The organism is Allobosea sp. P4_E12 (genome assembly GCF_056401655.1).
The window spans coordinates 308598-324081 of record NZ_JBFUIY010000003.1 but is presented as its reverse complement, the minus strand read 5'-3'; the positions used below and the strand labels follow the sequence as shown (position 1 = coordinate 324081).

General features: G+C 67.0%; 16 protein-coding genes. All 16 read right to left on the bottom strand.

The features are described 5' to 3' along the window. Window positions 1-3: 3 nt before the first annotated feature. The gene (locus tag AC1DW9_RS05355; protein WP_476776169.1) at window positions 4-201 is read right to left on the bottom strand and encodes a hypothetical protein; all 198 of its coding nucleotides are present in this window, start codon (window positions 199-201) and stop codon (window positions 4-6) included. Then, window positions 201-395 (bottom strand): hypothetical protein, encoded by a 195-nt coding sequence (locus AC1DW9_RS05350; RefSeq protein WP_441491101.1) that lies wholly within the window; start codon window positions 393-395, stop codon window positions 201-203. The genes AC1DW9_RS05355 and AC1DW9_RS05350 overlap by 1 nt, the downstream gene beginning before the upstream one ends. A 202-nt stretch (window positions 396-597) precedes the next feature. Next, window positions 598-2358: a CopD family protein gene (locus tag AC1DW9_RS05345; RefSeq protein WP_441506684.1), complete on the bottom strand. Its 1761-nt coding sequence runs from the start codon at window positions 2356-2358 to the stop codon at window positions 598-600. A 1-nt stretch (window position 2359) separates the two neighbouring features. Beyond that, on the bottom strand, window positions 2360-2728 hold the full coding sequence (gene copC / locus AC1DW9_RS05340) for a copper homeostasis periplasmic binding protein CopC (protein ID WP_441506685.1): 369 nt from the start codon (window positions 2726-2728) through the stop codon (window positions 2360-2362). A 41-nt stretch (window positions 2729-2769) separates the two neighbouring features. Then, window positions 2770-3576: an ABC transporter ATP-binding protein gene (locus tag AC1DW9_RS05335; protein WP_441506686.1), complete on the bottom strand. Its 807-nt coding sequence runs from the start codon at window positions 3574-3576 to the stop codon at window positions 2770-2772. Further along, entirely contained in the window at window positions 3570-4589 is a 1020-nt protein-coding gene (locus AC1DW9_RS05330; RefSeq protein ID WP_441506687.1) for an ABC transporter permease, read from the bottom strand. The genes AC1DW9_RS05335 and AC1DW9_RS05330 overlap by 7 nt, the downstream gene beginning before the upstream one ends. Further along, window positions 4576-5598 (bottom strand): ABC transporter substrate-binding protein, encoded by a 1023-nt coding sequence (locus tag AC1DW9_RS05325; protein ID WP_441506688.1) that lies wholly within the window; start codon window positions 5596-5598, stop codon window positions 4576-4578. The genes AC1DW9_RS05330 and AC1DW9_RS05325 overlap by 14 nt, the downstream gene beginning before the upstream one ends. 53 nt (window positions 5599-5651) lie before the next feature. Next, window positions 5652-6329 (bottom strand): OsmC family protein, encoded by a 678-nt coding sequence (locus AC1DW9_RS05320; RefSeq protein ID WP_476853756.1) that lies wholly within the window; start codon window positions 6327-6329, stop codon window positions 5652-5654. Window positions 6330-6739: 410 nt separating this feature from the next. Continuing rightward, window positions 6740-7756, bottom strand: a complete 1017-nt coding sequence (locus tag AC1DW9_RS05315; protein ID WP_441491108.1) for a PLP-dependent cysteine synthase family protein — start codon at window positions 7754-7756, stop codon at window positions 6740-6742. 146 nt (window positions 7757-7902) lie between these two features. After that, window positions 7903-8544, bottom strand: a complete 642-nt coding sequence (locus AC1DW9_RS05310) for a GNAT family N-acetyltransferase (protein ID WP_441506689.1) — start codon at window positions 8542-8544, stop codon at window positions 7903-7905. A gap of 203 nt (window positions 8545-8747) precedes the next feature. Further along, window positions 8748-10082 (bottom strand): LLM class flavin-dependent oxidoreductase, encoded by a 1335-nt coding sequence (locus tag AC1DW9_RS05305; protein ID WP_441506690.1) that lies wholly within the window; start codon window positions 10080-10082, stop codon window positions 8748-8750. 35 nt (window positions 10083-10117) lie between these two features. Beyond that, window positions 10118-10999 (bottom strand): ABC transporter permease, encoded by an 882-nt coding sequence (locus AC1DW9_RS05300; RefSeq protein ID WP_441506691.1) that lies wholly within the window; start codon window positions 10997-10999, stop codon window positions 10118-10120. 19 nt (window positions 11000-11018) lie between these two features. Beyond that, window positions 11019-11936, bottom strand: a complete 918-nt coding sequence (locus tag AC1DW9_RS05295) for an ABC transporter permease (RefSeq protein WP_441506692.1) — start codon at window positions 11934-11936, stop codon at window positions 11019-11021. After that, the gene (locus AC1DW9_RS05290) at window positions 11933-13453 is read right to left on the bottom strand and encodes an ABC transporter substrate-binding protein (RefSeq protein WP_441506693.1); all 1521 of its coding nucleotides are present in this window, start codon (window positions 13451-13453) and stop codon (window positions 11933-11935) included. Before AC1DW9_RS05290 ends, AC1DW9_RS05295 begins: the two co-directional genes overlap by 4 nt. Window positions 13454-13834: 381 nt before the next feature. Further along, a complete protein-coding gene (locus tag AC1DW9_RS05285; RefSeq protein ID WP_441506694.1) occupies window positions 13835-14473 on the bottom strand; it encodes a class I SAM-dependent methyltransferase in 639 nt (212 codons plus the stop codon). Between the two features lie 76 nt (window positions 14474-14549). Next, on the bottom strand, window positions 14550-15443 hold the full coding sequence (locus AC1DW9_RS05280) for a metallophosphoesterase family protein (RefSeq protein WP_441506695.1): 894 nt from the start codon (window positions 15441-15443) through the stop codon (window positions 14550-14552). Window positions 15444-15484 lie beyond the last annotated feature (41 nt).

Sequence of the window (15484 nt, the reverse complement as noted above, 5' to 3'; positions counted from 1 at the left end):
CTGCTAGGTGCAAAACTTTGGGTCGGCCTTCACCGCGAGCAAGGTCGCGGCATCCCTGAAAGCCTTCAGTGCCGTGTGTATCGCTGAGTTGAGCGGTACCGTCGCCTGATACTGCCCTATCTCGCGCCGGGCGCTCTCGACCAGGGCGAGGAGTTTCTCCGCGTCATAGGGCGAGAAATGCCTCTGTGTGCGCGTCACCATCATCCGATCCTCTTCCACGGCGCGCGACGGCGCACAAAACCCTTCGAGACCAGCCGCTCGGCGTCGGCGGCCAGGACTGCGAGATCATGCAGGAGCATGCGGATCGCCTCGCGCGCGTCGCCCTTGGCCTCGCAGAGCACCGCGTCGATATCCTGATCGGTGATGACCGTGATGGTCCCCTGATCGTCTGGCATATTTCATTCTCTCAATGAGAACAAAGATGGAACATTCTGCGATTGGGGAGTCAAGCAACCCGGCCGTGTACCGGCGGCTTCTGCCCGGAGAAAGTCGGGCTTGTCGCGTACGGGCGCTCTTGGTGGATCCGTTGCGTTCTGCTGCGCTCCCTGGCTGGTGCGCCAGCATTCCGCGCATTCGCGTGGCGCCCACGCCCACGCGCTAGTGATGGCTGGAGCCATCGTAGGGCTGCTCCCGAATGAGCTTCAGTTCGGTGGCGAGGATATCGGGTGACGCGTTGGCATCGGTCCCGAAGGCCCGCCGCAGCCAGCCATTGGCGTCGATCAGAACCTGCGCGGGCGGCTCTCCGCCGCCGGTCAGTTCCGCGAGCGCAGTGGCCAGCGGCTCCGGGTCCTCGACCGGACAGCGGGCCGCCGCGCCGTCAGCCTGGACCTGCGCGGTCGTGCCCTCGATCCACAGGCGCAGGACCCGACCATCGCCCGGAGCCAGGATGACGCCCTCTTGGCAGCCGGCGACGAAACCTGGCATGCGGGCGGCCCCGGCAAAGCGCATCTCGGAGCGGTCATAGATGCGTGCGCCGGCGCGCAGCCGGATGAAATCGATCAAGGCCCAGATCTCGGCATCGCCGAGCCCGGTTGCCGCCGGCATCGGCCCGGCGCCGTGGCGGATCGACCAGAACAGCTCCCCGCCCGGGCGGCCCGCGATCAGCGGCGCCGAGAGGTCCGGAGGCCAGACCGCCTGCGCGACCGCGACCGGCCCGCGGCCGCGCGCGTCGAGGCCATGGCAGCTCGTGCAGTCGCGCTGGAACAGCGCGCGACCGGCCGCTATCGAGCGCGCGGAATAGCCGGTCGGTGAGAGCTGAAAGCTCGTCGGCACCGCGGCGACGACATAGGGGCGCCATGGCGGCACCTGGATATAGACCAGTGCTGCGGCTCCAGCCGCGAGCGCCGGCCAGCGCAGCTTGCGCAGCACGACGGCTAGGATGAAGAGCGCGGCCGTGATGGCGATCGGGCCGAGCAGGCGCAGGAGCCCGTCGCGCAGATAGGCATCGTCCCACAGGCCCGGAATAGGTCGCAGCGGCAAGGGCCAATCCGGCTGTTCGTGGATACCCGGCGGCTGGCTTGCGAGCGCGGCGGCAGCCGCGACCATGGCAAGCCCGACCCCCGCCTCAAGGGCGAGAGAGCGACGCAACCCGCGTATCGACCCGCCGGCCTCCGCCTGCGGTACGAAACGGAAGCGGTTGGCGCTCGCGATCCCGAGCAGAACCGCGAACAGGACGAGCTTGAGCAAGGCGAGCCGCCCGTAGTTCGTGCCGAGCGTCGCCGCCAGCGTGCCGAGAAGCGCCTGCACCTGCATCAGCGAGGTGAGGGCGAGCGTCAGCACGCAGGCGAGGCCGAGTGGCGTGAAGCGGCGTGCGATGGCAGCCGCCTGCGAGGGCAGGAGAAAACACGTCGCGAGCAGCGGCAGCAGCGCGCCGAGCCAGAGCCCGGCAGCCACGACATGCAGGCCAAGGGCGATCGTGACCCAGCCCTCAGTCGCTGCGCCATGGCCGAGCCCGCCTTGCAGGAAGGCGGCGGCAGCGAGAAGGGGCAGGGCGAGCCAGCGGCCGCGTCCCTCGCTGTGCAGCATCCACAGCGAGACGACCAGCAGGGCGAGGCGCAGCAGCAAGGTCCCGCCGAAGAGGGTCTGGAGGATGGCGAGCGCCGCCTCCCGGCTCGCGACGGCGTTCCCCAGCATGGCGCTGCCCTGGAACCAGAGCCAGGCGCCGCCGCTGACAAGGGACAGCACGACGCCGGCCCGGCTGAACCGGGCCAGCCTTCGCAGCAACGAGGTAGCCTCGGGCGCGGCGCCCAGTCGTCCCCACGCCAGCAGGCGAAAGGCTTCGGTGCCGAGGCTGGACAGCAAGGCGGCGAGATGGAGCCAGCGGATCGCCGGCAGTGCCGCCTCGATGAAGGCAGTCACATCAGGGCCTGACGGTGAACCGGTACTGCCCGGCGACGCGATGGGTATCGACGGAGGTCGCCGCCCATTCGACCGTGTACGGGCCCGGCGCCGTCGCCTTCAGGCGGATTTTCAGCGCCTTGCCGTCGCCCGCCACGGCTTCCGCCGGCGCGAGCTGGACCTCGTGGCCCTGCGCGTCGCGCACGGTGATGCTGCTGAGCTTGATCTCGAGGGCCTCGGTGAAGCCGAGCACGATCTCGGCCGGGGCGGCGACCGTCGCGCCCTCGGCCGGCGAGGCGGTCCTGAGATGGGCATGGGCGAAGGCTGGCGAGGCGGCGAAGGTCGAGGCCGCAAGAGAGAGGGCGAGCGTGAGCCCGGTGACGCGAGACATGAACAGGGTCCTGTGATGGAGAGAGGGCTTTCGCCTGGCGATCACCAGCTGGCGTCGAGCCCGAGATGGGCGAGAGCCTGGCCGCGCAGTTCTGCAAGGCGCGGGTCGCCGCGATGGCGGGGATAGGGGAGGTCGTTGACGATCTCGGCCTTGATCCGGGCGGGGCGCTCGCTCAGCACGATGACGCGCTGGGCCAGGAACAGCGCCTCTTCCACGTCATGCGTGACGAGCAGCGTGGTGAAGCCGCGCTGGCGCCAGAGCTCTGCGATCTCGGTCTGCATCGCGATCCGCGTCAGAGAGTCGAGCTTCCCCAGCGGCTCGTCGAGGATCAGCACGCTGGGATCATTGACGAGCGCCCGCGCCAGAGCTGCGCGCTGCGCCATGCCGCCGGAGAGCTGGCGCGGAAAGGCCCGTTCGAACCCGGCGAGACCGACCGTCCGCAGCGCATCGTCGACGCGGCTCTTCTGTGCGGCGAGCAGGCCGCGCGCCTCCAGCCCGAGGGCGACATTCCTCCAGACGGTGCGCCATGGATAGAGCGTCGGGTCCTGGAAGACGACGACGCGGGACGGGTCGGGCGCCGTGATCAACTCTCCCGCGGCTGAGATCCGGCCCCGCGAGGGCTGTTCGAGCCCGGCGACCAGCCGCAGCAGCGTCGACTTCCCGCAACCGCTCGGGCCGAGCAGGGCGACGAATTCGCCGGCCCGAACGTCGAGGTCGATATCGTCGAGCACCGGCAGCGGCCGGCCTTCGAGATCGAAGGCATGCGAGACACCGGCGATCGCGAGATCGGCTCCCCGCGCGGTCGGCGCGGTGCGATCGGCAGCGAATGTGAGTGGAGCGGCTACCATTTCACCACGTCCTTCTGCCAGCCGAGCAGCCGGTCACGCGCGGCGAAGAGCAGCGTGATCAGGCTCGAGAAGATCAGCGCCATGACGATCAGCGCGCCATACATGTTGGCATAGGCGGCCCAGCCCTGGGCCCATTGCAGGTAGTAGCCGAGGCCCGATTTGACGCCCATCATCTCGGCCGCCACCAGCACCGAGAAGGAGGCGCCCAGCCCCATGAACAGGCCGACGAAGACATGCGGCAGGGCGGCCGGGATCGCGACCTTGAAGATCAGGAACGAGCGGCGGGCGCCGAGCGTGCGGGCGACGTCGTAATAGGCCTTGTCGACGCTGGCGACGCCGGACCAGGTCAGCACCGTGACCGGGAACCAGGTGGCGAGCGCGATCAGGAAGATCGCCGCCGAAAAGCTCGAGGGAAAGAAGAAGAAGGACATCGGCAGCAGCGCGGTCGACGGGATCGGCCCGAGGAAGCGCAGCACCGGGTGGACCCAATAGCCGAGCCCGCGCGACCAGCCGATCGCGACGCCGGTGACGAAGCCGGAGAGCGTGCCGAACGCGAAGCCGAGCGCGAGCAGCCGCAGCGAATGCAGCACGCTTTCGCCCAGACGCGGCCAGTCCTCGGCATAGACCTCGACCAGCGCGGAGGGCGGCGCGAAGAAGGGCACCGGAAGCAGGCCGAGCTTGGCCGTCAGCAGGTCCCAGATTCCGACGAAGAGCGCGAGCACGACGAGCCAGGGCGCAGCCCGGCCGAGCCGCGAGCCGAGCGGCGGCCAGACGGCGCCGATCGTCGTGGCGATCGCCAGCAGGACCGCCCATGCGACGAGGCCGAGATTGGTCTGGTCGACATAGAGCGGTTCGGCGAAGCCGACCTTCCTGTTCGCGAGCAGGGTGACGGACGCGGCGACAGCGGTCCAGGCCAGTGCGGCAAGGGCGCCCCGCGCCAGCACCCAGCCATCGACCTGCAGGGGCGGCCGGTCGAAGGTTGCCGCGGAGCCTGTCTGTTCAAACGGCGACATTGGGCACGATCTTCTGCGCGAAGGCCTTGGCGTCGGTGCTCTTGCGGATCACGTTGACGAGCTTCAACTGTTCGGTGAACAGCGCGACATCGTCGCGCAGCGCCGCTCCGGTGGAGTGGTGGTCATGCGTGTGGCTGCGCAGGATCGCGGCCACCGTCTCGGGCGTCACCTTTGCCGGGACGAAGGGGGCGAAGATCTCGGCCGTCTTGTCGGGATTGGCCGCGGTCCAGGCCTGGGCCTCGACGATGGCGCGGGAGACCGCAGCTGCGACCTGGGGCTGGTCGCGGATCAGGGCGCCGCGCAGGCCGAGCACGCAGCAGGTCGACTTGGCGTATTGGCCCTCGAGATTGGTGGCGAGTTCGACGAGCTTGTCGCGCTCGCGGATGAGATAGAGATGCGGGTCGTCGCCGGCCAGCGCCTGGACCTCGCCCTTTTTCAGCGCTTCGCCGAACAGGTCCTGCGGGTACTGCACCCAGCTGACATCCTTCTCCGGATCGAGGCCGATCTCGGCGAGGCGGATGGCGAAGAAGTTGCGCACCGGGCTTGCCGGGTCGGTGACGGCGACGGATTTGCCCTTCAGGTCCTTCAGGCTGCCGATGCCGGCATTCTCGGCGACGAGCAGTCGCATGCAGCCGCCATGGGTGCCGACGGTCAGGCCGACATCGAAGCCTTGTTCGAGGGGCTTCAGCCAGCGCAGCGCCATGCCGATGCCGCCATCGGCATGGCCGGTGGCGATCGCCTGGAGCAGGGCATCTGTCGGCCCGCTGAAATTCACCGGTTCGACCGCGATGTTGTATTTCTCGAACAGGCCCTGCTTCAGCGCGACCGAGATCGGCGACTGGCAGACGGCCGTCTGGCCCCAGGCGAGCTTGATCGTCTGGCGCTGCGCCAGCGGTGCGGCCTGGGCGAAGGCGTGATGCCCGGCGAGACCGGCAAGCGGTGCGGCGGCGAGTGCGGCGGCTCCGCGCAGGAGCGCGCGGCGGGTGGGCTGGCTGGTGACAAGGCTCATATTCGCTCCTTTGCCGCTGCGGTGAGCGGCTACGTGCCGGGGGGGCGAGAAGATCAGGCGGCGGCGCGGCTGGCCGGGACGCGTTCGACGGTTCCATGCACATCCGTGCCGCGCCGGAGCAGGTTCAGGATCGGGCAGAAGCGCTCGACTGCGGCGTTGAGGGCGTCCAGATCGGTTGCATCGGTGGTCAGCCGCACCGTGTAGGAGAGGTCGTGCGGGTAAACTGGCACCGTCTCGAAACCGGGCGTGCCGGCGCGGGGATCGAGCTGGCCCTGCACCTCGACGGAAACATCCCGCAGATCGATCTGCTGGTCGGCGGCCTGGATCAGGTAGGTGTGAGTCAGGCAGCTGGACAGCGCGCCGAGCAGCAGTTCCGGCGAGCTCGGGCCGAGATCGTAGCCGGCGAAATCCGGCGGGCTGTCGCTGACGACCTGGAAGTCGCGGATCCGGATGCGCCGGACGCCGCTGCGCCCTTCGGCCGTGGCCCGGGCTTGCAGCCGCTGCGGCCGGGCCTCCGGCGTGCGGGCATGAGCCTTGCGGCGCAACAGGGCGTCGCGCTTCTGGGCGAGGTATTCGGTGAGGTCGGACATGGTTGGCGGCTCGCGGATGGGAAAGGGCTGGGGAGAGGGGCTTGCCTCGATTTCGCGCGTTCGCCCGGCCGCTGCGCCGCTGGAGAACGGCGCATCGGAGACATCACGAAATCCAGGGGGAGGTCGTTCGGGCAGCGGCAAGACCGCGTCCCGCTTCAAGGGCCGATGCATCGGGAGACCGCTGTCGCGGTTCTGTCCGCGGCAGCGACGAGCGCCCGCCTAAAATTCCGAAATCATAGCCTTCGACGGCAAGGGGGCTGCCGGCCGATCGTTGTCAGTTCAAGCGGGAAGGGCATTCGCGTCTCCAAAGCAAGAGAGGAGCCCACGAGCGATCGTGGTGCTTTTAGCGTTGTTGACGCGGCGCAAGCTACTCCAGCAAATCCCGCGGTGAAGACGTTAGGATTACTCTTCACGTTCAAGATTATTGCTCAGATGATTATTTGTATCAATGAAACAAACTGTGCGTTTTGATTGCGGAAAGGCGATGATTTGTTCCTGTTCGGGGCTGTGGTGACGAAAATCAGGTTCCTCAAATCCCGCCGCCCCGAATCCTAGTAGGCTGCAGCGGCGACCGGGAGCGAGGGCGGGCTCGCCGTTTCCGTCTGCGCGACGGTGGGGCCGAGCTTGGGCGGGCTGAGATAGCGTTCGCCGCTATCGGCAACGATGGCGACGATCGTCTTGCCGGCGTTTTCGGGGCGCCGGCCGAGTGTGGCGGCGGCAAACAGCACCGCTCCCGACGACGTGCCCGCCAGGATGCCTTCCTCCTGTGCCAGCGCCCGGGCGAACTCGCGGGCCTGCGCCGTGTCGGTCACGATGACCTCGTCGACGACGGCAGCGTCAAAATTCTCGGGCAGGTACGCGACCTCGACATCGGTCACCTTATGGACGCCCTCGATGCTGTCGGGGTAGGGCGTCTCGGCCGAGGGGATCGAGGCCGCGCCGGGCTCGACGACGACGACCTTCACGCCGGGCTTCTGCGCCTTCAGGAAGCGGCCGGTACCGGAGATCGTGCCGCCGGTACCGACCGCGGCCACGAAGATGTCGACCTCGCCCTTGGTCTCGCGCCAGATCTCCGGCCCGGTCGTTTCGTAGTGAACGCGAGGGTTTGCCGGGTTTCCCCGCTGATTGGTGTAATACGCATCGGGATTCTCGCGGCGGACGCGGTCGATGATCGCGTGGATGGCGCCGGTTTCGAGGAATACGCTGTTGTCGATCAGGACGGTTTCGGCGCCGTATTGGTGAAGCAGCCTGATCTTGTCTTCGCTGATCGTGTTGCGGAGGTAGAATTTCGAGCGGTAGCCGCGGGCCGCTGCCAAGGCGGCGAGGCCGATGCCGGTATTGCCGCTGGTGAGATCGACGATGAGCTGTCCGGGCTTCAGCGCCCCCTTCTCCTCGGCCTCGCGAATGATGCCCCAGGCCGTGCGGTCCTTGATGCTGCCGGCCGGGTTCAGATACTCGATCTTCGCGAAGACGCGGGAGGCGATCTCCAGCCTTTCCGCAAAGCGCCGCAGCTCCAGCAGCGGCGTGTTGCCGACCAGCGCTGCAAAGTGGTCGTTCTGCGTTCCCATGATGCTCTCACTCCCAGGAGAGGTGGCGCATGCCACCGAAGACCGGCGCGATGGCCGGTCGCAAATGTTCGGCAGCCGCTTGCCCCTGATTGGCGGGCGCTGCGGCGTGCAGCGTCATGCTGCCGGCGAGACTGCGTCTGCGCCGCTCAAGCCGCTGCTACCTGTGTCGTCGCCGCGCGATGAGCCGCCAGCCTGGCCGCAATCTTCGCCTCCTGCTCGGCCTTGACGATGGCGACGCGGGCCGTCGCTTCGTCGAGCGATGCGGCCGGGGGATAGATCGCTGTGCTGCCGGCGGTGCCGGCCTTCGCCCCGATATGTTTTTCAAAGGGCAGGGAGCGATAGAGCGTCGGGTCGACTGTCGTGTCGAAGAGCGGCCGATAGCCGAGCGACAGATACAGGCCCGTCGCTTCCGGCTGCCGGAACCCGGTGGTGAGATAGGCCCGGGTGTAGCCGAGCTCGGCCGCCGCCTCTTCGAGCGCGAGCACGATCTGCCGTGCCAGCCCCTGCCGCCGCAGATCGTCCCGCGTCCAGATGCGCTTGAGCTCGGCTGTCTCGTCGTCATGGCTCATGAAGGCGCCGCCCGCGATGGTCTCGTCGCCGCGCCGCAGGAGCAGGAAATCTCCCAAAGGCGGGGCGAAGGCCTCTGGAGGGTAGCGCAGGATCTCGGTGCGCGCGCCGCCTGGCCTGCTATTGGCCCCGTATCGGCCGTCGTACTCGGCAACAAGCCCTTCGATCAAAACCTCTGCTTTCCCATCGAAGGGAGACGAACGCACGATCAAGTCAGTCATGGCACGGTTCCGGAATTTGGCGTTGAGCGGGAATAAGCGCCCACGGCATTCGTATCTGAACCGTTTGTGCAATCAATGCTGTCAGTACAATAAGTATATTTGGCTATACTGAGGGTGATTTGGAAATCTATGGTTCCCCAATGAGCGGGCGAGACGGAAGGAATTTATCCGCCTCGCGATCAGCGCGCCTCGGCGCCGGCCGCTCAGTTCGTGAATGCGGCGAGCCGGGGGAGGTCGAGGCCAAAGCGCTCGCGCAGGCTGGTTTCCTCGTAATGTCGGCGGAACAATCCCCGTTCCTGCAGGACCGGGATCACCAGATCGACGAAATCGTCGAGCCCGTCGGGCATCGAAGCTGGGATCAGGTTGAAGCCGTCTGCAGCGCCCTGCTCGAACCATGATTGCAGGTCGTCGGCGATCGTCTGGGGCGAGCCGATGATGATGCGATGGCCATGGGAGGCGATGGCGAGCGCTGCGAGTTCGCGCAGCGTGTAATTCTCGGCGCGCGCCTTGTTCAGGAGCAGGCGCACCCGGCTCTCRCCATGGATGCGTTCGCCCGGCTCCGGCACGGGCTCGGCGAGCGGATGGCCGGACAGGTCATAACCCCAGCGCCCTGACAGCTGGCGGATGCCGGCGGCGATGTCGGTATGCTCCTGCATCGCCGCGAATTTCTCGCGCGCCTCGGCATCGGTCCGCCCGACGATCGGCATGATTCCGGGTAGGATCGGGAGGCTGGGTGCCTTGCGTCCGGCGGCTTTCGCTGCCTCGCTCAGCGCCTCGCGATAGACGTGGGAGTCGGCGATCGTGTCCTGTGCCGTGAAGGCGAGATCCGCCTCGGCGGCCGCGAGCCCGATGCCGTCGCGCGAGGAGCCGGCCTGGATGATGACGGGGTGGCCCTGTGGCGGCCGCGAGATGTTGAGCGGCCCGCGGACGGAAAAATGCGCGCCCTTATGCGCAAGCAGGCGCACCCGCTGCGTATCGAGGAACGTGCCGGATTTCCGGTCCATGATGAGGGCATCATTGGCCCAGCTGTCCCAGAGGCCGCGTACGACCTGCACGAACTCCCCTGCGCGCTCATAGCGGGCGGCGTGATCGGGCAGGGCAGTGAGGCTGAAATTCTCGGCCGCCCGGTCCGATTGGGTGGTGACGACGTTCCAGCCGGCGCGGCCATGGCTGATATGGTCGAGCGATGCGAGCTGCCGCGCCACGTTGTAAGGCTCGGCGAAGCTGGTCGAGATCGTGCCGACGAGGCCGATCTTCGAGGTCGCAACCGCCAGCGCCGAGAGAAGGGTCAGGGGCTCGAGCCCACCGGCCTTGCCCTGCGCGCCGGGCTCCGGGCCAGCCAGGTTGTCCGCCACGAAGAACATGTCGAACAGTCCTTCCTCGGCCTTGCGGGCGATCCGGATCGCCCAGTCGATATCCTCGGGATGGCCCTGCGCGGTGTCTTGCCGCCACGCCGCCGGATGCCGGCCGATCGGCTGGTGGAACAGGCCGAGATGGAGCCTGCGGGGCTTGCGTGCGTTCTGGTCGACGATGGTCATGGAGTTCTCAGGCAAGTGAACGGAGGGGGCCGCGCTCAATCGAGGCGCGGATCGAGATGGTCGCGCAGCCAGTCGCCGAGCAGTATGACTCCGAGCACGGTCAGCGTGATCGCGATGCCGGGGAAGGTCGCAACCCACCAGCTGGTCGCCAGGTACTGGCGTCCCTCGCTCAGCATCTGCCCCCAGGAGATCTCGGGCGGCTGGATGCCGAAGCCGAGGAAGCTGAGGGAGGATTCCGCCAGGATGACGGTGCCGACATTCATGGTCGAGACGACCACGAAGGAGGACAGGATATTGGGCAGGATGTGCCGCAGGATGAGGCCGAGCGGGCGCGCGCCGATCGACCGCGCCGCCGCGATATAGTCCATTTCCTTCACGCTGAGGACGTCGGCCCTGACGATCCGGGCGCAGCCGACCCAGTTGGTCGCAGCGATGACGACGATAAGTGGCACCAGCCCGGTTCCCGCGACGAGGGCGACGACAAGCATGAACAGCATCGTCGGGATCGCCAGCATCGCGTCGATCACGCGCATGACCAGCGCATCGACCCTGCCGCCCGCCATGCCCGCGAGCAGGCCGAGCGAAAGGCCGATCAGGCTGGAGAGGGCGACGGCGGCGACGCCGACCGTCAGCGAGGTGCGCGCCCCGAAGATGATGCGGCTGAGCAGGTCCCGCCCTTGGCTGTCGGTTCCCAGCAGATGTCGCGGATTGCCGCCCTCGAGCCAGGCCGGCGGGAGCAACTTCAGCGAAAGATTCCGCCGCAGCGGGTCGAGCGGCGCGAGATGGTCGGCCAGCAGCGCGGTGACGGCGATGGCGGCGACGATGGCAAGGCCGGCGAGGCCCGCCTTGTTCGACAGGAGCGAGCGCAGCACGCGCGGCAGGCGCGGGATACGGGGAAGCGGGAGGGATATCTGCATCGTTTTCATCTCGGGCCGATCAATGCCGCAGGCGGGGATCGATCAGTCGGTAGAGGGCGTCCGTCGTCAGGTTGATCGTCAGAGCCATGATGGTGATGACGAACACCGCGATCTGGATGACCGCCATGTCCTTGGTGTAGACCGCCTGCACGACGAGCTGGCCGAGACCCGGCCAGGAGAACACCGTTTCCGTGACCAGAGCCCCGCCAAGCAGCGCGATGGCATGGAGCGAGGTCATGGTCAGGGCCGGGATCAGCGCATTGCGCAGGCCATGGCGGAGGATGACGAGGAACTCCGGCACGCCCTTGGCCCGGGCGGTCCGGATATAGTCCTGGCCCATGACTTCCAGCAGGCTGGACCGGATCAGTTTCGTCAGCTCGGCGGCAAAGCCGGTGCCCAGCGTCAGCGCCGGCAGGATCAGATGCGCGAAGCTGCCGCTGCCGGAGACCGGAACCAGCCGGAGCCAGACGCCGAAGACGAGGATCAGCATGATGCCGACCCAGAAATTCGGCATCGCCTTGCCGAGGATCGTCACGGCGGAGATCGCGAAATCCGGCATGCTGTTGCGCTTGAGCGCAGCGAAGATGCCGGTCGGCAGGGCGATGAGGATCGCGACGACGAGGCCGCCCGCCGTCAGCGTCAGGGTTGCGGGAATGCGTTCGAGCACGACCGGCAGGGCATCGGTGCCGTAGCGATAGGAGACGCCGAAATCCCCGGTCAGGATATTGCCCATGTAGCGGAGATATTGGACATACCAGGGCCGATCGAGCCCCCACGCCGCGACCAGCGTGAGGCGATCGTCTTCGCTTGCATCCTCCGGGATCAGCAGGGCCGAAGGATCGCCCGTCAGATAGACCAGCACGAAGACGATCAGCGAGACGATGTAGAGCACCGGCACGAATTGCAGCAGCGCCTTGAGGGGAGAGCGTCCGCTCATGGGCGCGAGACGTCCTCGGCCGCGATCATTTCGTCGAAGCGCCCGGTATAGATGATGCGATCGCTGACGCCGTAGATCGATTGCGGGAAGAGCAGGCCGATGCGGACGCGCTGTTCGGCGACGATCTGCTGGCCCTGCTGCGAGATGGCGATGCGGTCGGCCTCGCTCTTCGCCTGGCGAACGGAGGCGGCGAGCTTCTCGAAACTCTCGTCCGACCAGTCGTAGTGACGCTTGAAATTGTCGACGAAGAGGGTCGAGGCATCGGTGTAGGAGCCCATGCCCCAGAGATAGAGCTCGCCAAAACCGTCGCCGACGACCTTGTTGTTGTAGACGGTCCAGTCGAGCACCTCGACCTGCGCCCGGAAGCCGGCATCCTCGAGATAGCCGGCGACCGCCTCGACGATCTCGCGATCCTTCACATAGCGGCCGCTCGGCGTGCTGATCTTGATGGCGGGACGCTTGCGGTCGCTGTAGCCCGCCTCGCGCAGCAGCGCCTTCGCGCGTTCCGGATCGAAGCGGATGTCGCGGCTCAGCTCCGGGGCGAAGCCCGGGATCGCCGGCGGGAAGAAGCCGCGCGTCGCCCCGCCATGCCCTTCCAGCACCTGCTGCACGATGGCATTGCGGTCGATGGCGAGGTCGATCGCCTCGCGGACGCGCGGATCGCCCGTGACGCGGTCCTTGCCGGTGCGGACATGCAAAGCGAGGTTGCGCGCGATGTCGAAGGTGATGGCGCGCGTGCCCTTGTTGTCGTTCAGGCGCGCGATGTCTTCCGGCGGAACGTTCACGGCGATATCGACGCCGCCGGTCAGGAGCTCGGCCACGCGCGTCGTGGTTTCGGGAATCGAGCGGATGACGACGCCATCCCATTTCGGCGTGCCGCCCCACCAGCGCGGGTTCTTCGCCAGGACGACGCGGTCGGATTTGACCCATTGCTTGAAGACATAGGGCCCGGTGCCGACCGGCTGCTTGAAGAACTCGTCCTTGCCCGCCTTCTCGAACGCCGCCTTGGGCAGGATGCCGGCGCCGTTGCCGACGAAGGCGTGCAGCAGCAGCGTATCGGGCCCGTCGGTTTCGATCCGCAGGGTCGTGTCGTCGGGGGCTTCGACCGCTTTGATCCGGCGGAACTTGCCGGAACTGATCAGCTTCTTGTCCTGCTGCGACCGCTCGATTGTGAACTTGACGTCCTGCGCGGTGAATTTGTCGCCGTTGTGCCAGTAGACGTCGTCGCGCAGCTTCACCGTCCAATGGATATTGTCATCGCTGCTCCAGGAGATGGCGAGACGCGGGGTGAAGCGCAGTTGTCCCTGGCTGAAATCCTTGTTGACCAGGTAATCGTAGATGTTCACCAGCGCCGACTCGGTGCTGTTATTGCCGTGATTGGCCGGGTCGAGCGAAAGGATGTCGTTTCCTTGCGCGATGGTCAGCGTTTCGGCTGCGGCTGATTTCTGAGGACCTGCAAAGATCAACGCTGCCGACATGGCCAAGACCGGCCAGCGGATCAAAGCGAACAGACTCATGGAAGCAACGCCTTTGCCTTCGAGAACATTGGGATGGCGCCAAATTAGCGTGCGCTATCCGGAAAAGGTCTTCAAATGCACGGCGATATCGACAGAGATCCTCTCCGATTATCGGATGGCGCAGAAGTTTTGTTGTCGGCACGGTGTCCTGCGCGCTGCCGGGACGCCCGGAGAATCCAACGACCGAATCCAGGCAAGCGAGGCTGCGGTCGACAGGTTTGAAGCGGCGCGGATGCGCTCGGCCGGGAGGGGGACCCGGCTATAATCTGCACCTGAAGCTCATGCTCGTCGGCCGCTGCGGATGGTCGCGCTGGGGCAGGCGCTCGAACTCCGCAGATGTGAAAGCGGCCGGGTTCCGACCGGCCTTCGTTCCGCGGGGCGTCAGCGCTTCCGTGCCACGAGGAACGGCCGGGCATCCCGGCCGCGCGAGGCGTGGTGCTCGCGCCCGATCATCTCGAACCCCGCGGCCGCGATCTCGCGTTCGAGCTCGTCCGTGCTGAGAAAGCTGACTGAGGGCGCCTTGCCGAGGCGCTGCATCAGGGGCACGACGAGGCGCAGGAGCAGGTTCATCTCAGACAGGCATGGCGTCTTGGAGATGAAGATCCCGCCCGGCTTCAGCAGCCGATGGACGCCGGCCAGGGCAGCCTCCCGCGCCGTGATCAGATGCAGGACATTGAACCCCAGCGCGACGTCGAATGTCGCGTCAGGCTCCGAGATCGCAGCCGGCGTCGCGACCTCGAACGCGACATTGCCGCAAGCTGCGGCCTCGGCCTTGCCCCGGGCGATCGCGATCATCTCGCCGGAGATATCCGTCGCCACGATGCGCCCGACATGAGGCGCGAGCCTCAGCGCCGTGGTGCCCGTGCCGCAGCCGAATTCGAGGACCGTATCGCTGCCCCCAAGATAATGCCGCGTGCGCTCCAGCGTGCGCTCGTAGCCTGCCATGTCCGCGATCGGACCGGCGGCGTACTTCCGCGCGGCCCGGTTCCAAAAGCGCGTATCATTCGCAATCTGTGCCATGGCCGCTCCCATGCCGCTCTCTAGCACAGGCGCAGTCAGTCTGGCCTGTCGCTTGTCGGCACGATCGTATCGTCGGTCACTCCGCCGCCAGCGAAGGATGGCGGCGGCGCAGTTCCGGATGCTCCGAAAAGGGCTGCAACGGCGTCATCCAGCGCCGAAGCGTGTCGGCGGCATCGAGTTTCGCGACGAAGGGGTCATTGCCATGGACCGTCCAGGCGATCGTCGCGCTGAGCTCCAGCAGCCCCCAGGCGCCCGCTGGCTGCGGCAGGGTGGTGAAGCTTTCGGTCAGCGATTGCAGCGTCAGATGCGGGATGCCGTCGACGATCGTCAGCGTGTTCCAGTGGACATGTCCGGCGAGGCAGACGACCGGAACCCGGGCCTGACGCAGCACGGCGCGTGCGCGCTCGGCACCGGGATAGGTCGAGAATTCGGGATTACGCTCGAAATAGTAGTTGCCGGTCTGGGCGTGGCCGGAAAGCGGGACATGGCTCATGATCGCGAGCGGGCGATCGGCGGCGTTGACGGTGGCGGCGAGCCAGAGCAGGTCGGCCTCGGTCAGGATGAAGCCGCCCGGGCGGTGGATCCGTGAATCCGCCGCCCAGAGCACGAGGCGCCAATCGCCCAGATCGATGGTCCGATGGCCGAGCGGCTGGCGCAGGATGGCCTCGTTCTCGGCGACGCTCAGATGATCGCGGTCATGATTGCCGCAGAGATGGAAGCGCGGCGCGGCGATGGCAGAAAATGCATCCGCTACCTCCTGCTCCAGTCGCAGGTCGGTCGCATGGTCGCGGTCCGAGATGCGGTCGCCGAGATCGATGACGGCATCGGGTTTCGCGTCCTCAACGAAGCGGCGGAATTCGGCCATGAGCGGCAGGGCCTGGCTGCCCATCTTGGTGAAGCTGTTCTCACCGTGATGGATATCGGCGACGATTGCGAGGCGAAGGGGGGCTGGGCGAAGGGGCTTGGCCATGGCTGGGCTCACGATGCGAAGGACGAGGGCGAAAACGGAGG